The organism is Lysinibacillus sp. NPDC056959 (assembly GCF_042674095.1).
In the GTDB taxonomy this organism is placed as follows: Bacteria; Bacillota; Bacilli; order Bacillales_A; family Planococcaceae; genus Lysinibacillus; species Lysinibacillus zambalensis.
In genome coordinates this window covers 68,568-89,097 of the sequence record NZ_JBHURE010000009.1, presented here as the reverse complement: position 1 = coordinate 89,097, position 20,530 = coordinate 68,568, and the positions used below count along the sequence as shown (strand labels likewise).

General features: G+C 33.8%; 27 protein-coding genes. 8 read left to right on the top strand and 19 right to left on the bottom strand.

All coding sequences use genetic code 11. The features are described 5' to 3' along the window. Nucleotides 1–19 precede the first annotated feature (19 nt). The 14 genes from ACFTQ7_RS12940 to ACFTQ7_RS12875 form a co-directional block, all read right to left on the bottom strand. Entirely contained in the window at nt 20–655 is a 636-nt protein-coding gene (locus ACFTQ7_RS12940; RefSeq protein WP_386829152.1) for a hypothetical protein, read from the bottom strand. Nucleotides 656–843: 188 nt separating this feature from the next. Then, on the bottom strand, nt 844–1,260 hold the full coding sequence (locus tag ACFTQ7_RS12935; RefSeq protein WP_386829151.1) for a sigma factor-like helix-turn-helix DNA-binding protein: 417 nt from the start codon (nt 1,258–1,260) through the stop codon (nt 844–846). A gap of 145 nt (nt 1,261–1,405) precedes the next feature. Further along, on the bottom strand, nt 1,406–1,951 hold the full coding sequence (locus tag ACFTQ7_RS12930) for a site-specific integrase (RefSeq protein ID WP_386829149.1): 546 nt from the start codon (nt 1,949–1,951) through the stop codon (nt 1,406–1,408). Nucleotides 1,952–2,065: 114 nt separating this feature from the next. Further along, a complete protein-coding gene (locus ACFTQ7_RS12925; protein ID WP_386829148.1) occupies nt 2,066–2,869 on the bottom strand; it encodes a hypothetical protein in 804 nt (267 codons plus the stop codon). A gap of 159 nt (nt 2,870–3,028) precedes the next feature. Further along, nucleotides 3,029–3,628 (bottom strand): hypothetical protein, encoded by a 600-nt coding sequence (locus tag ACFTQ7_RS12920; RefSeq protein WP_386829147.1) that lies wholly within the window; start codon nt 3,626–3,628, stop codon nt 3,029–3,031. Between the two features lie 152 nt (nt 3,629–3,780). Then, a complete protein-coding gene (locus tag ACFTQ7_RS12915) occupies nt 3,781–3,978 on the bottom strand; it encodes an XtrA/YqaO family protein (protein ID WP_386829145.1) in 198 nt (65 codons plus the stop codon). A gap of 81 nt (nt 3,979–4,059) precedes the next feature. Then, entirely contained in the window at nt 4,060–4,311 is a 252-nt protein-coding gene (locus ACFTQ7_RS12910) for a hypothetical protein (RefSeq protein WP_386829144.1), read from the bottom strand. Nucleotides 4,312–4,404: 93 nt separating this feature from the next. Continuing rightward, complete coding sequence (locus ACFTQ7_RS12905) at nt 4,405–5,376, bottom strand: DnaD domain-containing protein (RefSeq protein WP_386829143.1); 972 nt, start codon at nt 5,374–5,376, stop codon at nt 4,405–4,407. A gap of 55 nt (nt 5,377–5,431) precedes the next feature. Beyond that, entirely contained in the window at nt 5,432–6,082 is a 651-nt protein-coding gene (locus ACFTQ7_RS12900; RefSeq protein ID WP_386829141.1) for an ORF6N domain-containing protein, read from the bottom strand. 298 nt (nt 6,083–6,380) lie between these two features. Continuing rightward, nucleotides 6,381–6,578: a hypothetical protein gene (locus tag ACFTQ7_RS12895; protein ID WP_386829140.1), complete on the bottom strand. Its 198-nt coding sequence runs from the start codon at nt 6,576–6,578 to the stop codon at nt 6,381–6,383. 117 nt (nt 6,579–6,695) lie between these two features. After that, the gene (locus ACFTQ7_RS12890; protein WP_386829138.1) at nt 6,696–7,061 is read right to left on the bottom strand and encodes a hypothetical protein; all 366 of its coding nucleotides are present in this window, start codon (nt 7,059–7,061) and stop codon (nt 6,696–6,698) included. Between the two features lie 16 nt (nt 7,062–7,077). Further along, nucleotides 7,078–7,809 (bottom strand): DUF2786 domain-containing protein, encoded by a 732-nt coding sequence (locus ACFTQ7_RS12885; protein ID WP_386829136.1) that lies wholly within the window; start codon nt 7,807–7,809, stop codon nt 7,078–7,080. A 25-nt stretch (nt 7,810–7,834) separates the two neighbouring features. Continuing rightward, a complete protein-coding gene (locus ACFTQ7_RS12880; protein ID WP_386829135.1) occupies nt 7,835–8,101 on the bottom strand; it encodes a helix-turn-helix domain-containing protein in 267 nt (88 codons plus the stop codon). 75 nt (nt 8,102–8,176) lie between these two features. Then, the gene (locus tag ACFTQ7_RS12875; RefSeq protein WP_386829134.1) at nt 8,177–8,485 is read right to left on the bottom strand and encodes a DNA-binding protein; all 309 of its coding nucleotides are present in this window, start codon (nt 8,483–8,485) and stop codon (nt 8,177–8,179) included. Between the two features lie 57 nt (nt 8,486–8,542). Between ACFTQ7_RS12875 and ACFTQ7_RS12870 the strand changes: the two genes are divergently transcribed. Continuing rightward, nucleotides 8,543–8,806 carry a hypothetical protein gene (locus tag ACFTQ7_RS12870; RefSeq protein WP_386829133.1) on the top strand — a complete coding sequence of 88 codons (264 nt, stop codon included), beginning with the start codon at nt 8,543–8,545 and terminating at the stop codon, nt 8,804–8,806. Between the two features lie 224 nt (nt 8,807–9,030). Here ACFTQ7_RS12870 and ACFTQ7_RS12865 read toward each other — a convergent pair whose 3' ends face one another. Beyond that, nucleotides 9,031–9,222 carry a helix-turn-helix transcriptional regulator gene (locus ACFTQ7_RS12865; protein ID WP_386829132.1) on the bottom strand — a complete coding sequence of 64 codons (192 nt, stop codon included), beginning with the start codon at nt 9,220–9,222 and terminating at the stop codon, nt 9,031–9,033. Nucleotides 9,223–9,388: 166 nt separating this feature from the next. Between ACFTQ7_RS12865 and ACFTQ7_RS12860 the strand changes: the two genes are divergently transcribed. Next, nucleotides 9,389–9,754, top strand: a complete 366-nt coding sequence (locus ACFTQ7_RS12860; protein ID WP_386829131.1) for a helix-turn-helix domain-containing protein — start codon at nt 9,389–9,391, stop codon at nt 9,752–9,754. A 734-nt stretch (nt 9,755–10,488) separates the two neighbouring features. After that, nucleotides 10,489–12,501 (top strand): ATP-binding protein, encoded by a 2,013-nt coding sequence (locus tag ACFTQ7_RS12855; protein WP_386829130.1) that lies wholly within the window; start codon nt 10,489–10,491, stop codon nt 12,499–12,501. A 25-nt stretch (nt 12,502–12,526) separates the two neighbouring features. Here the strand turns inward: ACFTQ7_RS12855 and ACFTQ7_RS12850 are convergent, their stop codons facing one another. Continuing rightward, the gene (locus ACFTQ7_RS12850; RefSeq protein WP_386829129.1) at nt 12,527–13,750 is read right to left on the bottom strand and encodes a DNA cytosine methyltransferase; all 1,224 of its coding nucleotides are present in this window, start codon (nt 13,748–13,750) and stop codon (nt 12,527–12,529) included. A gap of 173 nt (nt 13,751–13,923) precedes the next feature. Here ACFTQ7_RS12850 and ACFTQ7_RS12845 point away from each other — a divergent pair, with 173 nt between their 5' ends. The 3 genes from ACFTQ7_RS12845 (at nt 13,924) to ACFTQ7_RS12835 (ending at nt 16,009) form a co-directional block, all read left to right on the top strand. After that, nucleotides 13,924–14,394: an ImmA/IrrE family metallo-endopeptidase gene (locus ACFTQ7_RS12845; protein WP_386829127.1), complete on the top strand. Its 471-nt coding sequence runs from the start codon at nt 13,924–13,926 to the stop codon at nt 14,392–14,394. A gap of 98 nt (nt 14,395–14,492) precedes the next feature. Then, entirely contained in the window at nt 14,493–14,864 is a 372-nt protein-coding gene (locus ACFTQ7_RS12840) for a helix-turn-helix domain-containing protein (protein WP_386829126.1), read from the top strand. After that, on the top strand, nt 14,864–16,009 hold the full coding sequence (locus tag ACFTQ7_RS12835) for a tyrosine-type recombinase/integrase (protein ID WP_386829125.1): 1,146 nt from the start codon (nt 14,864–14,866) through the stop codon (nt 16,007–16,009). The genes ACFTQ7_RS12840 and ACFTQ7_RS12835 overlap by 1 nt, the downstream gene beginning before the upstream one ends. 98 nt (nt 16,010–16,107) lie before the next feature. Here ACFTQ7_RS12835 and ACFTQ7_RS12830 read toward each other — a convergent pair whose 3' ends face one another. Together ACFTQ7_RS12830 and ACFTQ7_RS12825 are read right to left on the bottom strand one after the other, a co-directional pair. Next, on the bottom strand, nt 16,108–16,866 hold the full coding sequence (locus tag ACFTQ7_RS12830) for a hypothetical protein (protein WP_386829123.1): 759 nt from the start codon (nt 16,864–16,866) through the stop codon (nt 16,108–16,110). 18 nt (nt 16,867–16,884) lie between these two features. Next, on the bottom strand, nt 16,885–17,202 hold the full coding sequence (locus ACFTQ7_RS12825) for a hypothetical protein (protein ID WP_386829121.1): 318 nt from the start codon (nt 17,200–17,202) through the stop codon (nt 16,885–16,887). 599 nt (nt 17,203–17,801) lie between these two features. On the opposite strand from ACFTQ7_RS12825, the gene ACFTQ7_RS12820 reads away from it, so the two are divergent. Together ACFTQ7_RS12820 and ACFTQ7_RS12815 are read left to right on the top strand one after the other, a co-directional pair. Continuing rightward, the gene (locus ACFTQ7_RS12820) at nt 17,802–18,359 is read left to right on the top strand and encodes a hypothetical protein (RefSeq protein WP_386829120.1); all 558 of its coding nucleotides are present in this window, start codon (nt 17,802–17,804) and stop codon (nt 18,357–18,359) included. Nucleotides 18,360–18,504: 145 nt separating this feature from the next. Further along, complete coding sequence (locus ACFTQ7_RS12815) at nt 18,505–19,536, top strand: Ig-like domain-containing protein (RefSeq protein ID WP_386829119.1); 1,032 nt, start codon at nt 18,505–18,507, stop codon at nt 19,534–19,536. Between the two features lie 62 nt (nt 19,537–19,598). On the opposite strand, the gene ACFTQ7_RS12810 is transcribed toward ACFTQ7_RS12815, so the two are convergent. Beyond that, nucleotides 19,599–20,480 carry a hypothetical protein gene (locus ACFTQ7_RS12810; protein ID WP_386829117.1) on the bottom strand — a complete coding sequence of 294 codons (882 nt, stop codon included), beginning with the start codon at nt 20,478–20,480 and terminating at the stop codon, nt 19,599–19,601. Between the last annotated feature and the right edge of the window lie 50 nt (nt 20,481–20,530).

The following is a 20,530-nucleotide window of genomic DNA, read 5'->3' as shown; positions in this document are numbered from 1 at the left end:
TGACTTTGTACATATATTTCTATTTAATTTTGATATCGGAACTTATACCGTACCATGACTTCCGTTGCTCCTCCCACCATTCATTAGTTTGATATTTCATTCCTTCTTGACGAAAATCTTCCATTGAATATTCATACCTTGCTTTGTCTATTAATTCTCCAATACCATCTATATGTTTTTCAAAGAAATCACATGATATAGTGTAACAAAACTTAAGTTTATCAATAAATTTATCTAAATCTTCTTGATCTAATGTTAAACTAAAATGCATTAGTTTATTTCGAATAAAATTCAATTCAAAAACCGCACTTTTCATCGTATCTTCTATTTCAACATCACATAGATATTCAATTCTAGCCAGTGCTTCTCTTAGTGATACTGTTTGTAAATTAGGATTAACTTCAAAAACATCTTGTTTAGAACTAGCCTTAAGATCCTCTTTAGCTTTTTGATAATCTTTTATACTTGAAAACATCAAGGCAGCACTTCTCTCAGCTAACATAACCTTTAATAAAATTTCTATGCCATGATTTAAAAAAATTACGGCATCTTTTAAATTGTGGTCTATACCATCAATTAATGTATCTAGTTTTTCAATACTAAGATGTGCATGTTTTATTGAATCGGCACCATTACGCATTAATGAAATTTCCATCTTGTTACCCCTTTTTCATTTTTGTAATTTGATTATAACAAAAGACTACAATCTATAAAAAATGTAGTCTCATGAAAGGCGTAATATTTGTTTGCGAAACACACGTACAAGCGAACGTGCTTATTAATGTAAGGTAATTTTGTTTACGTATTTCCGTGCGCTTACCCTTTTCTTCATCTATAAATATATCACCGTTTGACAAGTCTTATTGTTACCTCTTTGTTACCTTGTGACACTACTTTCCGAATATAACCGTAAGAATACTTTAACTCATCAGCAATCTCCTGATAGGTCATGCCATCGATAAAACGCAATTTAGCAATTTTATATTCCAATCCATCTAGCTTCTCTATGTTCTCTCGAATTTCTTTTTCAATTGCTTGATAATGCTCCAGCGTAGCTTCAAGTGAAATAATACGTCCGTTCAAACGATCCACCCGCTGTGATGCAACATCAAGTCCGTACTTACTTGCACCAGTTGAAAAGAACGGTAACTGTTCATCCTTACCTATCCAATACTCCTTGTCTATTTCCAACATTTCAATCTCAGCTTTTACTATATCAATAATGCGTAATAAATCCGCATAGTTCTTCATGATCTCCATTCTTCTTTTGGCCCCTTTCAGTTCACTTCAATATATATTGTGTTGAACTCATCACATTCTTTTAAAGCTAGTTATTACAATACTTTAAGCCATTTCAAAAATCTCAGTTCCTCACTATCTTTTTAAAGGGAATTAAATAGAAAAGTTAAATTCTAAAATCCTTCATCGCCTTGTCCATTTGATCCTGATTAATGCCGATGTAACGCAGAGTAATTTTAGGTGATGAATGATTTAATATTTCCTGCAACAAGGCTACATCCTTTGTCTGTTTGTAAAAATGATAGCCAAACGTTTTCCTTAAAGTATGAGTGCCTATATTTTCATCTAGTCCAACTGCTAATGCTGCTTTATTTAATATTTTGTATGCTGTACTACGACTAATAGGCTTATTAACTCCTTCACGACTCTTAAACAAATATTCATACTCATCCTTGCCCTCAACATATTGTTTCAACTCTCTTTTCAATTGAGGTGTCATTTCAATACGTCTAGTCTTTTTCGTTTTCTTTTCTACTACACTAAAATAAGGCCTCTGTGTTTCTGAAACCTTTAACTGTAAGATGTCAGAAATACGAAGTCCGCTGTTAATACCTACAACAAACAACATGTAATTACGGTAGTTCCAGTCAATCAAGTATTTTTTTATTACACGAATGTATTCTGGATCACGTATTGGTTGTACAAAATTCATGCCTCACTCCTCCTTGTGCATTCTAATATGTCTTTATTAGAAAATAAAAAGAGGACAACAAATGACAACAGCTTTTGCTGCTATCAATTATTGTCCTCCAGAAAACTAGTAGAACTATTTTTTTATTTTTTTTACATTTAATATATATTTAGGCTCAAGTTTTATTATTTCATCAGTAATATTAGATATATATTCCATTGAATCGAAACAATATTTTATATCAAAAAAATGAGAGTTATCCAATAAATCTTTACATTCAATTTCTAACTTTAATTCAGGTGCTGGAAATTTGGTCTCCCTATCCAAATAATACTCGGAGCTAAATACTGAAAGTAAGAATAAAAAAGCAGGAGGAATTTGTACTCGTATATCCTCTTTAATATCATTTGAAACATTTCCTTGACCTAAAATTGATACGTAATCAACTTTAGTTTCTTTAGTCAAAAGCCTTTCATTTATAATTGAATCTTTACATATAAATTTCAGAAATATAGTTGATTCTAAAAATCTAAAACTCTCATAATTTGTTGATAAATCATCTTTCCATTCTCTTAAAAAACTACTTAAATTATTTATATACGCCTTAATTTTAATGTCTTTTGCTACTCCCGAATGAATATTAATTAACTTAATATCTAACTTATTAGTATATAATAAAACATTATTTATATACTCTAATTCCTCATCGTTCACTATTAAATTATCATAATATTCTTCGAAATCATTGAAGGTAGGAAAGCAAAAATTTCTAGGCATTGCTGAAATAAAAGGCATCCTTAATCTATTAGATTCATCTTTTTGCTCCTTCAGTAGACCTTGCGCCACTTTTACATTCATATAAGTGGCTATTGCTGCTATCACGGTACCACACATAGCAAAAATAGATACCATAAAAGTTGCCAGTTCCATAGGTTCCAAGCCTTTCACCTTCATTCTCATATCAAGTATTATTTTTTACCACATACAATTTATCTCTTTCATCGAGCAGTTAATTATTAAATAACCTTCTCTATTAAGAAGAAAGTATTCATTATAATTTTGTTTGTTGGTATTTTCCACCATATTCAAAATGCTATTTTAAGATTTTTCATAGTATATTTTTGATTCTTTATTTCTAACTAAACATGCCATATCAACATCTAAAACTGAAGATAATTTTTTTACAATTTCAAATATGTCATCATTCTCAAATACATCACTTTCATATTTAAACATTTGTTGATAAAATGCTGCCCAAAAAATTGCTGCATCACTGAAATCGATATCACGCTTAGGACCGACTATAGAAATAAAATCGCTCCCATGCATACCAATTTTTATATCTTCTCCACCTACTACTGAACAGGAGGATAGAAATAATCTCTTTTTTAAATTTGAAGAACGGAACATATTTTTAAATTTTTCAAACGGAAAAGATAATTCATCTAGAGTCATGGCAATCCCACTAGAATTACCATGACAAGATAAATGAAGATACTTATATTTTAATTTTTCAAATTGTTTAATCATTACTTGTAACTCTTCTTTCGTACGAATATAACGATATTCAACAGGTATTTCTACCAATTTCAAGATTCTTTTTAATATTTCACCTTCAAACTGTTCATTGTTTTCATCATCAAGAGACAATGATTCAATTATAAATACCCCATTAATTGGCTTCTTTTTTAAAAGCATCTTTCTCACCCTTCGTTATAATAATCTCTATATATCTTTTAAATTTTAACCCCCTTTCTAAAGAACCATTACATAAGAATTAGATATTTACATTATATCAATATAAACAATTCCATCAACACCAATTATTTACTTATTAGTTGTACATTCATCTAAAACTCTTCACCCTCATCAAACTCAACACGTTTCACCTTCCCTTGATAAGTAACAATCTTAGTCTTAGCGTGAGCTGGAAGCTCAGAGAATTTTGCAATTCCATCTGATAAGACAATGACGCAGTTTTCGGGTAACTCCATAATGTCCACTTTCAACATACCTTCGTTCGAAATATCTAGTTGTTTTAAACGCATAAATGATTCCCCCTTATGCTATAATCGTTATACTGCTAGGAAGAAACCTTTTATATTAGAGCCACGGTTGCCGCCGTAGCTCTAAGCAATCCATTCCAATTCACTAACTTCACACAAAACTGTTTCCTCAGCAAATTGCACTTCCACTGTATTTTTATTAACTTCTAACACAAATCCAACTTTTCCAATCAAATGATTGCAGTAATATTTCCGGTAATTGTGAATCTCGCAATCTATAGACTCGTCTAAAAGTTTAAGTTTCACCTTAACATGCTGTTGAATTGCTTCATGTTTTGAATCTGCTGGGTAATCAAAGATGCTTAACTGCTGCATGCTAAATCTTTTTTTGACACTGGACCACGTTTGTCAGTCAGCCCCTGCCATACCTTTGTGTAATTTGTCATTAAGCTAAGGATAATAACTAACTCACTTCGCATTCTCTTTAGCCCTCCCTAACCTTTCTAATATTTTTTGACGTTCGGCTTCAAAGTCTATATTTTGACTAGTAGCTTGGCTTTCACTATTATCCTCATTGCGCTCATTGAACCATTCAGGCACAATTTCTTGACGACCTTGTGGTTTACTTCGATTAGAATTTTTTTGTCGCTGATTTTTCTGGACTTCAAATCGAAGTCTGTCAGCTTCTACATCTGCGATTGTTCTGAATTTCTTATTGCTCCAGTCTAGTAAAATCTTTTCAACGTAATTCCAACGAAGTACATTGTTTTCTACTGCTAGTTTCATAGCATGAATGACTAATTCTTCCGAAAGATCATCAATCCAATTTCCAACCTTATAAGCTACGTGAGAGGCAAGAGCTCCAAATCCGTTTTGTTCGTAAAACTGAAATGCTGTTTGCTGTTTATGATTTACCTCTGTGTGAGCAGAGGCTTTCGCCTTCTCATCAACATTATTTAAATCTCTTGTAGTAATCTCTGTAGTAATCTCTGGTAATGGTACAGACAGGTTGTCCGACTGGTTTAGACACTTTGTCTGTATGGTTTGGTCAACTTGTCCTGTCGATAGGTCACTTTGTCCTGTCGACCTCCCTTTTTGTCTTTCGGTACTTTTTTGTTGCTCTATCTCGCTTAATTTTTCATAACAGATGCGATACCACTTTGTTTTATCGATCACTAAAGAATTAAAATTATCACAAATGACAAGCCCACTATCTTCAAGTTTTTTCACTATGCGACTAATTGTCTTTTCACTCCAGAATGGAAATTGTTTCTGCCACTCCTTGTATGAGTTATAAACCCACTTATGACCATCCCTTTCGTGATCGCTACGATTTAACCAGTAATGCAGTTGCTGTAAAAATATTGACTCCTGTAAGCCGATGTGTGCTGCCAAAGATGGCAACACGATTAATGGCTCTTCGTTCAGTAATAACTTCATACAAAATCCCCCTGTTGAGTGTTACTCACATTAACAGTTAAATTACAACCTCGTTTCACGACGCTTCATCTCCCCAGTTAGCAACAAATCGTAATGCGTCCTGTAATTCGTGTTGCTTAACGTCACGATAAGAGCCAACTTGATAGCGTTCTTTAATGGCTGACCATATCGCTCGAAATAGTGCTCTTCTGGCATCCTTTTCGTTCCCTGCCAGTTCAAAAATTCGTTTATTCACTTCTTTTCGCAAACGTAATTGTTCACCCGAATGCAATGTAACTTCTTGTAATCTCTGTTCCAAAGTTGTCACCCTACTTTCAAGTTTTTGATAATCAACTAGACTAATTGCCAAAGTTTGAGCTCGCTCATTCTGCGGCTTGTCCAACATTGTGTAATAGCTATCAATGAGTGCACGATAAGCATCTTTAGCCTGCTTGCTCTTAGAAAATTGAGCATGTAAAAAAGCTCCTTTTTCAGTCCAAAGATAGAGCACCGAAACATATTTAAGGGTTACGTCATTTTGTCGCTCACCTTTAAACGCTTTTAAATCTTCACCTGTTAATGCAAAATAATGTACACCTAGTTCAAACTGATTCTGATTTCGTTGAAAGTTACGATTGATCGTCTTACTATCCGTTTTAAACGACTCCGCTAGTTGAGAACTTGTCAACACACGTACACTGTCATGTACAATGATTTCTGGTAACATGTATTATCCCCTTTCTTGTTATTTAACTAGATTTTTGATATAGTTTCGGTAACGTATTTTTTAAGACGCTTACTCGCATGCCAGTGCTTGTAAGCCTTTTTTGTGCCTATTTTTAAGGGTGACGTCATTTTGACGTACGGCTCTGTAAATATCCATATATCGCTCGACTGGTTCTTTTGCCAGCCATTCTTTCACTTTGACCTTCACATGGATCACCTACCTTCCCGATGCATTCACATCATCGGACCCATAAGCTTGCTGCTTATGAATCCTGTGACGAGAACGAATCAAACAGCTTTCAATGATTCTCTATATCTTCTACTAGTTGAATAGCGTCTTTAATAGCATTTACTCGACCCTTTTGTGCCAAATAATCCTTTTGATTGCTCATATACAAACAACTATCGAAAGATTCGGCCACATCAATTGCATAATCCCTTAGTAACTCTTCCTCCTGTGACAAAAATGTACGTAGTTCCTCTAACACTGGTTCCATGTAAATTCCTCCTCTATTGACTTATATACAGTTCTTGTCCATAATAAAAGGACAAGATTTTCATTAAATTTTTGAACTGTGGACCGACCAAAGTTACAGTTCAACCCAATGCAGGTGCTATTGCGCTTGCATTTTTTCTTTTTCAACCTTCCGAACAGCTACCAATCGAACGCCATCTACTTCAGTAAAAAGATGTTCATGTTCTAATTCTTGAAATGTAGAAGTCTCAATACGGATTTCCTTTATACCTTCTGTTAATCTCTGAAATTCTTGGTAAGTAACTTGCACATGGCAGATGCCATCATAAAAATCAGTAGATAAAATCCCTCCATCCTTTGCTAATTCATCTTTTTCAGCTAAAATCGATAATAAATCTTCCATAATAAACTTTGAATAACACATATCTAGGTTGGCATTTGCTAACCTATGAAGCTTAAATTTAGATGCTTCAAGAAAAGCCAGAAATGCTTTAATTTTCTCCATCCATTTGTCACCACCTTCAAAATAATGATGTCTCTTTATCCAACGTAGATTTTGTATAATCCACTTTATTTCCATCTTGGAACCCCATTTGATAAGCTTCTATTTCTTCAACAGGTGGGATCTTGTAAGATAGACCTTTTTTGTTTCCAAATCTTTTATCATATTCCTGCTTTACTTCTGTTGGGAGTAATACCATTAATCCGTATTCTTGTTCCATTGCTTTTACTTGTTCTTCGAATTTCTCTTTTAAACCATTCAAAAAACCTCTTGTGTATGAATTTTTCAATTCAGTAGTCATTCTTTTTGTTCTATGGATTTGGGTGCTATCGTAATAGTCGTTAACGAATTTCTGAACGTAAAAACTCAAAACATCATAAGCTAGCACATACATTTCTTTAGCGAGAGCTACATCACTTTCAAATCCCATAAACATAATTGCTCTTTTCTTTTTACTTTCACCTTTGATGATTTTATTGTTGTAGTACCAAGTAACCCTAAAATTCCGTGTAATAATATTCGCTAATTGCCTCTCCCACCAATATAGAGTTTTATGAGCTGTTGCCTGTCCTTCTGATATAGCTCTATCATTTTCACCTTCTTCTAATTCAGATGAAGAAATATCATATTTAATCATTAATTTTTGTGCCATCATAAATGCAGTCTGGCATTCTTCATCATTTTGATGATCATTTGCTAGAGCCAATAAACCCTTGATTTTTTCAATGATTGAATCATTTCTCTTCGTCATTTTTTCACTTCCTCTGTAAACTTAATCAAATAAACCAACAAATAAACCCACCAATAACCGGAAGCAATGTTTGTAGAATAGTAAGCCCGTCCATTCCCATTAAGAATGCGACAGCGACCTCTTGTGAATTTGTCTGCTTGAACCATTCCATAAAGGTGATGGCATCTGGAACCTTTATACTATTCTCAAATTTTGAGATACAAGGCTGCGTTCGATTCATGCGATGTGCCAGTTCTTCTTGTGACAACCCAGCACGTTCACGACAGGCTTGCAATATGGCACCTATTTTCATAGTCTCACCACCTTCCATATTCCAAACTGGAATACTCTATTCAGTTGTTGTGCGATAAAATTTTTATATGAAGCATCACACGATGGATTTAAAGTACGTGGTATGCGTATTCACCCATTCCGTGTGTTCATCAATCCAATGCAACAAAGCTTTAGTTGGGATTAACACCCTCCCTGCCTCGTGAAACTTAGGAAAATCCGTTCGTCCCAATAATGTCGATGCCTTTGTATCCTTAATATCAAATAACTCCTTCAACTGATCGCGGGTTAACAAAATCGGCAACTCTCGAATTAACGGCTTTGGTGCAAACGCCTTTTCCAACTCCTCACGAAACAGCTCACGAAGTTCTTCCCTCATCTCCGCTTTAAACTCCTCGCTTAACATTCCCCCCACCACCTTCCAAATATTTGCTATAATCACCTTGAAAGCGAGGTGATTATAGTGGCATCATTACCAATTCCAGCAAAAATGTTTTTCTCTTTTGATTTAGTAACCTACTCCATCAAAAGAGATTCAAAGATCATCGCATCTGCACAAGATCCACCAAACCGTGGAAGTTCAGGAGCATATATCAGCTTTTTAATAGGAACTGATATAGATATAAATGATGTTTTAATCACTGCAGACGATGAAAATTTTAACGTTACGCGTGTAAGTTATGATACATATAACGGTAAACAAGAATTAATCAAGGCTTACTATTAATCTGTTCTGCAATAGACAAGTAAAAGTTAAGTGCGCTAGAAGATATAAAACTTAATATCCCCTGAATGTCTTTTGATGAATAGTTTTTACTTCTATGGCAAACATGTTTGAGTTGTTGCGTAAAATCATTAGCTTCATCTTTCAAAACCGCCGTTCCAGCGGCAGTTTCTTTTTAAATTCATCCATCCCTTCACCTCCTTTAAAGTTCGCGTTCAGTTAACCTTTTATTCAAAAAAAATATCATCAGGTTTTTTATTGAACACCTTTGCTATTTTAGCTGCCATTTCATAGGTCAAACCTCGTTTACCATTTTCAATAAACCAATAATATTCCTTTGAAATACCCGCTTTATCAGCTACCTGTTGACAAGTTAACTTTTCCTTTGCGCGGAATTCCTTTAATTTTTCAAGAGCCAACTTTAACACCTCCTAACCAAAAGTTAACACCTTGTTAACTACATATTAGTTAACTACTAAGGAACTGTCAATAGTTTTACGCAAAAAAGTTTCCATTTAGTTAACTTCATGTATATCTGTATGTTATCTATCAGTTAACTTGTATAATTAAATATATCGAAATGAGGTGTTTTTATTGAACGGAGAGCGCCTAAAGCAACTTAGAAAAGAAAAAAATTTAACTCAAACAGAACTAGGGAACAAAATTAATGTCACCAAGGTTTCTATCTCTGGTTATGAAAGTGGGAATCGTTCCCCTGATACAGATACTTTGCAAAGACTAGCTGATTTTTTTGAGGTCAGTACCGACTACCTTCTTGGCCGTACAGACACTACTGCACTTACAGCACAAGAAAAAGACGAAGCCGCTTTTCAAGCCTTCGCCAACGATCCAGAACTAAATGTATTCTATAAAGAGCTTCCCAAATCAGACGAAGAAGCCGTACGTAAGTTACGTAAAATTTGGGAAATAATTAAAAACGAGAAAAAATAGGACATGCAACAATGGCATGTCCTAAAAAATACTTATATACTGTAAAATTTATTAATCGGAGGAACATTTTATGAAATTAAATTCTGTAATTAAGGTCCCTGCTCTAACAGACGCAACTGTAAAAACATAAGAAAAATGTACATAACTAAACTACAAAAGATGGAGGCATTGCTTGTGAAAGCAGGAAAGAATTAGAGGTATTACTTTGCTACAACTTAGGTGAACCTGATAAATCGACTCTTGAAGCTTTTTTGGAGCAGCACCGACTACCTTCTTGATTGAACAAACAGTTCAATACTTACACTACAAAAATACACTTTTTTGATGAAACATTAATAGTAATATAAATAAAACAAATTATATTTTTTTGTCACATTTATAGATATATTTACTTACGACAATATATGTATAAATTAAGTATTGCAACGCTAATTGTTAGTGCAATCAGTACCCCAACAGAAGCAGATACTGGTGTTAAATCATATAAAAAATGTGCATAGCAAAATAAGGAATAAAATGGTAGTATTACACAGGATGCCAACGTCAAAATAAAGCTGGCAAAATAATATGTAACCATTTGTAATGAAATGGTTACATATTTGTACTCTAATCCAAGTTAGCTAATCCTTTTTTAAAGTAAAAGAATAAAGGAATTTAACTCAGAAAAAATACCATATAGTTCTTTATTTAACAATTAAAATTCCAATTTTAAAAATATATTAGAGGTGTAAAAAATGAATGAAGTTATTGAGCATTCTACAGAAATCAAATTAGATCCACGATTATTATATGAAGCACTAGGAAATAAAATAATTGAATTAGATAGCATTGCAATCGCCGAGCAAATAAAAAATGCAAGTGATGCTGGTGCGGAAAATATTGTAGTAGATTTCACTAATATCAAAAATGATTTAGTTGAAATTAGAGATAACGGTTCCGGCATGACTATAGATGAAATTAAAGAAAACTGGTTACTAGTAGCTACTAATAATAAAAATAATGATTTAACTCAATTGGGCGGAAAAGGGATTGGACGTTTTAGCCTATTTAGATTAGCGAACGTCATTGAAATTGTTACCACTTCAAATGGGAAGAAATGTTCATTCGAATTAAAAAAAGGTGATTTGGAAACATATTCCGATTTAGCCGATTTCGAAATTATTATTCATGAAAGTCCTACATCTGAGAATAATGGTACATGTATTCGATTGTCTAAATTAAATAACATAGATTTATCTGAGATACATGAAGATTTAATAAATTTAAATACTCCATTTCAACATAAAAAATTTGAAATATTGTATCCAAACGATGTTCCGCAAATTGAATTCGAAAACCCTAGCAAGTCTATAGCAGAAGCCCCATTTAGTGCAATAGTAGAATTTGAAGGAAATAAAATTATAACATATAAGTTTATTTGTAAATTTCATAATACTGTCTTATATGAGAACAACAGTATTGTCTCAATAGAAGAATCGATAAAAGAACAAAGTGTTGAGAATATTTTTATTGGTCGTACCAAATTGTACATTCATAATTTCTATTTTGATAAAAAATTTAGCAATGTTATTCAATCAAGAGAAACTGAGCTCAAATTGAAGTTTTTGAGTGCCTATCAAGGCATTAATGTTTATAGAAACGATTATAAAGTATATGGGCATGGCAAAGAGGATTGGTTAAAATTAGCTGAAAAGAGGCTAAAGAAATCTAGTTTAAATATCGATAATAAATTGACCTTTGGTTATGTAATACTAGACACTCATAATTCAAATAATTTAGAAGAAAAAACTAACAGAGAAGGATTTATTCGAAATGACACGTCTAAATATTTCCACAAAATAATTGATATTATCGTAACTCAATTTGGTCAAGATAGAGAAGAAGGCGTAAAAGTAATTAAAAGTCATGTAAAAAGCTTAGGGATCCCTAAGAGACCTAACATATTTATTAATAACGGCACTAGTGGTGGCTCTGGTACTGGTGGTGGCTCTGGTACTGGCGGTGGCTCTGGTACTGGCGGTGGCTCTGGTACTGGCGGTGGCTCTGGTACTGGCGGTGGCTCTGGTACTGGCAGTGGCTCTGGTACTGGCGGTGGCTCTGGTACTGGTGGTGGCTCTGGCACTGGCGGTGGTACTGGCAGTGGCTCTGGTACTGGCGGTGGCTCTGGTACTGGCGGTGGCTCTGGTACTGGCGGTGGCTCTGGTACTGGCGGTGGCTCTGGTACTGGCGGTGGCTCTAGAAATACTTATACTAAATTCTCTACTATTGGATCTATAGATTCAGAAATTAAAAGAAATATTCAATCTCCGAAAGTAGCAACTTTAGTAAATGAATCTACCACAATAAATATTGATAAGTACCCTCTTGCTACAGGTTTTCTACTAAGAAGTCTTACTGAAGTAATGATGGATGAATATTTAAGACAAAACCTGTCAAGTCTTCAAACATATTTTAAGGATTATATTATTAATTCTGATAATAATATTAAAAGAAGAATTACAAGAAATAACTCTGTTGATGAAAAAGATATCCCCATTAAAACTAAGTTAACAGATTTTAAAAAATATTTTTCAAAAACTAATCAGTTTGATGCTCGCTCTTTAAAACATCTAGATGACTTAGCTAATTGCATTGATGATATAAACTTAGCTATGCATTGGACTGATAAAACAGTAGCAATAAATCAATTACAATCTAACTGGCAAAACTCTATATTCTTTATTGAATTTATTTGCAAGTCCATATAACAAATATAAAAAGTACAGAGTTTTGTTATACCAACTCTGTACTTTTTAGTTTTATAGCAATTTCTTTTGCCATTAAAGGCGGTACTGCATTTCCAATTTGTTTAAATGCAGCAGTTCGAGAATCTTCAAAGTAAAAATCGTCTGGGAATGACTGAATTCTTGCCGCTTCTCTTACCGTTAAGGATCTATTTTGCTCTATATCAGGATGGATAAAATGATGCCCATCCTTTGCAATATGTGCTACAACCGTATGTGCAAGCGTCTCAAATCTAACCATTTTAAATCTATCTAAAAAAGAATTGCTATTTTTATGTGTCTTTAACTCCGACGGCAATTCATTGTATTTCAATAACCGCCTCTCTTTATCCCAAGTTTCAACAACTAATCTGTAAATTTTTAAATCTATATTGTTGTTTGGTCTTGAAATATGTTGAGTTAGTATATTCCAATTATCCGTTCTAATCCCTGATATATCATCATTCTTTTCAAGAATATATTTGTCCTCCCCGTTAATACTTTCCCCTGCATTCATTTTAGGAAGATCTTTAAATAACTCTCTAATTGTTGGTGACTCTATTTCTAAATTAAATTCCGGATACTCAAAATCTAATTCTTTTTTCCAACCTATTATTATTACGCGCTCTCTTATTTGAGAAACACCAAAATCTTTTGCATTCAAAATTCGGTAATCCATTTTGTATCCTGCATTACTTAAATTTCTACGAATATTATTAAATACTTTACCTTCTTGTGCTGTAAGTATTCCTCTTACATTTTCAAAAACAAACATTTTTGGCTGATATTTTCTCAGAAAACGAATGTAGTAACGATAAAAATAATTTCTTGGATCATTTTTCATTCTATCCGGATCTCGGGATATACCAGCTGTAGAATAAGCTTGACAAGGTGGTCCTCCAATAATTAAATCTACAGTATCTTCTTCTACAATTTCATCAATACGGCTAAAAATTTCAGGGATAGTTTTATTACTAATCTCTGCCTCAATTACTTTATCTAATACATGTTGAGGAACATGACTATACAATTCTTCTCTAGTAATATTTCCTAATAAATAGTCCTTATATATATGTATCAAATTATTTTCTTTCAAGTAGTAATACGATTCGCGAGTTCTTAATGTATTACACGCACTCTTATCCATCTCAACATGGGCAAGAACATTACATCCTTCTTGTCTAAAACCCTCCGACAACCCACCTGCACCTGCAAATAAATCTATTATCTTCAACCTGTTCAACTCCTTAAAAAAATTATACCAGGTTTATTTCTATATACAATAACGAAACTATATATTTTAACTTATTTCCATATTTATTTCTATTTCCCTTCCATTTTTAGAGTATTTCAGATAAACTAATAAGAACATTAGTTCCTACCATAATTTAATTTGGAGATGTTTGAATGAATTACACAACACATACTGAAAATTTTATAAAAGACCTTTACACTCGGATGGGTATTTTGTCGCCACTGCAACTTGATTTTCAATCAATCGCAATGCAGCTTGGTATTCAATTATTTTACTGGCCTGATAAGAGCCAAGCCTTATTTTTAAATGAACATGCATACATATTTTTAAATGAGGAGCTAACTAATCAACAACAATGGCAGGATTTTTGCCATGAACTAGCACACGTACTATTACATAATGGGCATCAAGGGCGTATGTCTTCCCTATTCCGTGAGTATCAAGAAAATAAGGCAAACAACTTCATGTACCATGCCTGTATTCCCTCTTTCATGCTGGATGAACCGGAGCATTGTGATGCAAGTAACCTCACTGTCCAATATGTACAACAGCTATTTAATGTCGAATACGATTTTGCAGTAAAGAGAATGAATCAATACATAAGCAACAAGCAATTATTCTGAATTGGAATTGCCTGCGGGATTCAGATGTTTTATATTTATGAAAAAATATATATGCACTTAAATAGGCATTCAAAACAGATGGAATAGAGGGGAAGGATATGAGCTTAGGTGAATTTTTGAAGCAGCTTCGAGGTGATGAGGGCTTACGCGATGCGGCAAAACGAATGAAAATTACGTATTCTTACTTGGCCATGTTAGAAAAAGGCACTGATCGTCGCACAGGTAAACCTCTAAAGCCAACACCTGAGACGCTTCAGCGAATCGCAAGCGCCTATAAATATGACTACATGAGGCTGATTGAGGCTGCGGGTTATTTGCATGATTCAGCTTACAACCCTGCACTAAAAGAGCCATTTGCACACAACCCCTCTTTACAGCAATGGTATAAGTCTTTGCCCAACTGTAATGAAAAGGACATCGAGAAACTGAAAACAATTTGGGAAGTAATTCTTGAAGGCGGTGACAACTAATGCATTTCGTACAGATTAATAAGACGACATGGCGTTGTACAGGTGAAGGTCCACGTAATCCAGCCACTGGCAAACGACGCCAAATTACTCGTCGTGGAAAAAGTAAAGGTGATGCAAAAGAAAGAGTCGAAAAAGCCATTGCCGAGCTGAAAAAAGCTTATACCTTTGATGCGAAGGTGATGTTCGAAGAGTTTAGCCAAGATTGGCTGAAGCTCTATCGCATGAAGGGCAATAAGGAAACAACCAATGAGCATCGTGCCTACTGCATTTCTCTTCTTAATCGCTACTTGGCAAAAAAGAAAATTACCGCCATCACGACCATTGAAATACAAGGCACCCTCAATCACCTATTTGAAAATGGCACAGCCTTTTACACGCTGCGCGGCACACACAATGCAGCGAAGATGATGTTTGCCTACGCGAAGGAAATTGGCTTGATTGAGATTAATCCTGTTGAAGCTTCATTTGTTCCGAAGAAAAAGCTGACGTTAGAGGATGTTAGTATTAAGGAAACAGCGAAGCTCTATTTAGAAACCGAAGAATTGAAAGAATACTTAAGTTATGTGGACAAGCACCGCAACATTATGTACCGCACTCTCATTTACACAATCGCCTTCACAGGCATGCGCCCAGGTGAAGCGATTGCCCTGAAATTGGAGGACATCGATTTAGACAAAAAAATCATCAACATTAACAAAACAGTCTATGCGAAAAAAAGCATCCGTGGCGACTTCGAACTCACACCACCCAAAACCTTTGGCAGCGTCCGCTCCGTAGACATAGATGATATTGTCGTAGAAAAATTGAAACAGCTCTACCAATGGCGTAAGAATCGCGAATGGATCAAATCCGACTTTGTATTCGGCGACAAGGAAGGCATCCCCCCTACCGTCAAGATGCTCAACCAAACAGTCCGACGACTCGGCACCCTCACCGACATCAATAAACAATTCCGCACCTACATCCTCCGCCATACGCATATTAGTCTATTGGCAGAGGCTGGTGTAAACTTGAACTTCATCATGAATCGTGTAGGCCACAAAAACTCTGAGACAACTACGAAAATTTATCTACATGTCACTTCTGGAATGCGTGCTAATGCATCAGAGAAAATGCATGCTAAGTTTACGGAGTTATTAGAATAATAAGAGATGAAAAGGGGATACTACAAATTTTGTGTTATCTCCTTTATTACCAAAATCGAAAATTGAATAATACAATCTTATAGTCATTCTTTACTCAATTACATTTCTTTGAAATGAATTTTAGCAAAGAGGAAGTTATTGATTACAATTTTCACTTCTATCACATTGTCAAATTGATAACAGATATATTCATATTCTCCTTCTTGGACTTCTTCCCATAAAACTATAACCTCATTAATATTTTCTGTATCATCTTGATAAACTAATAGCCTAGTATCGAAAAGTCTACTCCCTATTTCCGGAAGGGGTAACCTACTTACAATATAAACTGCTAAAAAATCATTTATTTCATCTTGTGTCATCTCGTGCAAAAATCTATAATCTACATTAATACTATCGTGATTCACAGCGTCACTATCTATATAATACCCTTTAGATAAATCCCAAACTGAGTGTCCTCTTGCTAGTTTTACCAAAACACTTCTTATATCAGAATCTAATTTTGAAGTGTCACCTGTAGCAATTATATTTTTTACTTTCATTAACAGTCCTTCATTTTTCTCAATCCTCCCATTTGTACTTTCAGGGAATTCATAATTATTCAATAATTCTTTTTTCATTATTTGAATTAACAAAGAAACCAACAATTCTTTTTTTGAAAAAGCATTGTTACATTCATAACAAGCTGGCAAAGTCGGTAAATCATCAGGAAAAGGCTTTTGTAGAAATACCTTTGAGGGTACATGTTCCCTAGTATGAGACTCTTTTGAACAGTATATACACTCTGTATATCTATTTTTTCTATTCTCAATTCTATATCTAAGCCTGTCGTCACCAAAATATCTCCCTCTACCCAAGCCTCCACCTCCTTATCTTTATATAATATTCACAATTCTTTCAGCAAAGAAGCAGACTATCGGTAATGGTGCATCAAATTCAAATGAATAAGGCATGGTACTGATCATTGTAACACTTGGTGGTGCAATAAAATTTGTAACTCTATTTGTCATAACTGCTTTATTTTTAGCAGCTGTCAGGAAAAAGTTTATATCTCTACGATACATGTTTAAATTTTGAGTGATTGGTGCATTATATTTACTTTCAAAGGTAATTTTATAGGCATTTATACTCCCTAACTCTTCTACCAAAATACCATTAATGGTTAAAATTTCTACATATTCCTCTGTACTCATTTTATCTCCTCTTTCATAAAATACTTCTTTCAAGTGTTACTTTGAATGTCTATACAAATATACACTTTACATTATTACCATTATTAAACACAAAATAAAAAAAGTCGATACTATTAAAAATAATATCGACTTTTTTTATATTAATTGCATGATATTTTAAAGTAAAATCTACTACTAGAATAAAACGTGAATAAATGTTTACTTTTCGTGACTTTTTTCAAAAACTGACAGCATTTGCCCCTACAAACGTTGATATATCAAGGATTTCATAAAAAATGAACGCTTATATTCATCGTAAGCGTTCATGCTTTTACCCTCTTTCATATGTATTCGCAAAGGTTATTATAGCAAGGTTTTTCGTCATTGTATAATGATTCGATTTCACCGTTATTCACTTACATTTGGAATTTTGGTTGCTTTTTTGTTGCTTTGGTTGCTTTTTATTTTTAGACAAACGTTCGTATTTTAGCAAAAAATCAATGGAAATAATACGGCTGGGTCTTCTTTGAGAAATAAGATAACTAATCACAGTTGTCTGTTTTTTTATGTACTTTTTACTCCAAATTTCCTAGAATGGAAATATAGAGGGAGGTTGCACAATGAAGAAATTATTATACATAGGAGCCATGTCTGCACTATTACTTACTGCTTGTGGTGAAGAAAAAGCTGAAGAAACAAATACAGCTCAGGAAGAATCAGATAAAGCGAAAGAAAAAGAGGCTGAACAAGCTAAAAAAGAGGAAGAACGAAAAGTTAAAGAAGCTGAGGAAAAGGCTCTTGCTGAACAGAAGGTGAAAGAAGAAGCTGAAAAGAAAGCTGAAGCAGAGAAAGAAATTACAGTAAGCGAGGCAAAAGAAATAATTGAGTATTCTGGTATGGGTGAGAACGATAAATTAATTAGTTTAACCGTCGAAAATGGCGAGATTAAAGCGGTAATAGACTTAGCGCCAAACAGATTCAATTTACCACCAGAAGATATTGCTGTGTCTATGTACAGTCAAGCATCTGATGCGTTGCTAGAAGAAGAAGGTTGGAACACATTAACGATTGAATATGTTGATGTTGGAACAGTATCTATTGATATATCTGAAAAAGAATCAAATGAAATCGGTATGTATTATTTTCCAGTAGCAATCATAACAGAAAGGTTGAAGTAATAATTTAGGTCACTCAAATGAGCGGCATTTCATTACTAAAATTAGCAAATTTTTACTATGGTAAATAAGTCCCTTATTGTTTAAAGTTGTTTTTATAGGTTTTTTTAAGTAATTGCCTTATATAATCTTAAAGGAGGATACATACGTGATTAATTTATTCAAAAAAGGTTTTATTTTTCTAGCATTTACGCTATTAATACTGGTTGGTATTAGTGCTGAAAGAGCTTCTGCAGCAGAAGTTGATTATGAGGAAGGTGTTACTAATTTAAATAACACTCCTGAAAACAGTGCGGTAATAGGGAGTACGATTTTAACACCTGAAATCGGTTGGAAAAGATACGATTCAAGTTATTCCCCAAAAATTACTTCTAGTGATTCTTATAGTACTAAACATTCTATGTTTTATAAAGGTTCAACAGTGTTCTATAATGATACTGTAACGATCAATTTTTATGGATCTAAATTTAGAATTATATCTGCAATTTGGAGTACGTATAGTACTAAACTTGAAGTAAGTATAGATGGCGAAGTAGTTGATACTTTCTCTGAGAATATCAATAACCTAAACCTAAATTGGGGACAGAGATTAGTATACGAAAAAAATAATTTATCCCTTGGAATGCACGTTGTAAAGATAAAAAATCTTGACCCACAAGGAATATTTGAAATTGATGCAATTGACGTTGATGGAAAATTATTAGCTCCTGGCGAAGTTGAAAAATCAATCTCATTAGACAGAAATTTATTAGAACTTCTAGAAGGTAGCCAAGATAAGTTAATAGCAAAGGTTACACCTGATACAGCAAAAGTAATTTGGACATCTAGTGATGAATCTATTGCCACTGTAGATCAAGATGGAAATGTGACTGCAGTTCGCGAAGGTGAAGTAATAATTACTGCAAAAATTGAAGGCACTGATATTACAGCCACTAGTACAGTAATTGTTAAGAAACCAAGCAATGAATCTTCAAATGCTATTTTAAGCATTACATTAGTAAACGGTATAACAAAAGAGTATGACGTTACTAATAAAGTTTTAAATGACTATTTGAAATGGTTTGATAGTGCACAAGGTACTTCAACTTTCAAATTTTCAAAAATAATTTCCCCTTATAAAAAAGTAACAGAATATATAGTACATGATAAAATTGCTTCATTTGAAGTAAGAGAATATTAAACAAAAAAAGCCCAGGTACTCACCGTTTATGATGAGCGCCTGGGCTTCCTTCTATTATTCAGCTATTCCGCTTTAAATATTTCTTTAATATTCTCATCAAATTTAACTGGTGAAAGTATTAGACCACCGTTATCATCAAATAAATAAGAAGTGTTATCGCCCCACCCATAAACATTGCCACTTTCTCCTAATGCAATTACAAATCGTTCACCAATAATAATATCTATTACTGGTTCTGGGATTGATACTTTCTCTTTACTAGAGATTGTTCTTTTGTTAGTATCACCTAAGCCTAGTTGTCCGTATTCATTACTTCCCCAAGCATAAAGGTCACCATTTGCTTGCAACTTATATAATGCCTTATTACCAGAAAACAATTGAGATATTGTTTGTACAGGTTTCTCAGGCTCCTCTGGCTCTTCCTGCGGTGGTAGTAATTCTCCGTTCGAATCAATATCTATTGCATCTAAGTTTATACCCTTTGAATAACCTTCTGCTACTCGGATTATAGCATTATGTCTCTTATTCTCTAATCCAGTTACTTCGGCAATTAGCGTTTGACTTTGAGTTGATCCGTGTATTGAAAATTCTTGCTTAACTTCTCCATCAATAACTAATTCAACTTTTTCTGCGTAGTAGTTACTTGTATTCCACTTGCGAACAATAATACGTATTTTATCTCCAGTAAAATCAAATAGAATAGGTTTATCATTGTCAGGTGTATAAGAATATTTACCATTATATGAACCTTGGTCATTTGAAACAGAGTATTTTGTTTTTATAATAGCTTGATCAGAATCGTCATATCTCTTCCAACCCGCCTCTGGTTCTTTTAATTGTTCACCAACAGTTGCTGCTTTAGCTTTGTTTCCTTCGATATCTAGAAGTGAGAAACTGAATAATATAGCTAAAGCTGCTGATATTACCATTAAAATCTTCTTCATACTAATCCTCCAAATCGATGTTAATAGGTTAATACCCCTATTAACAAAAT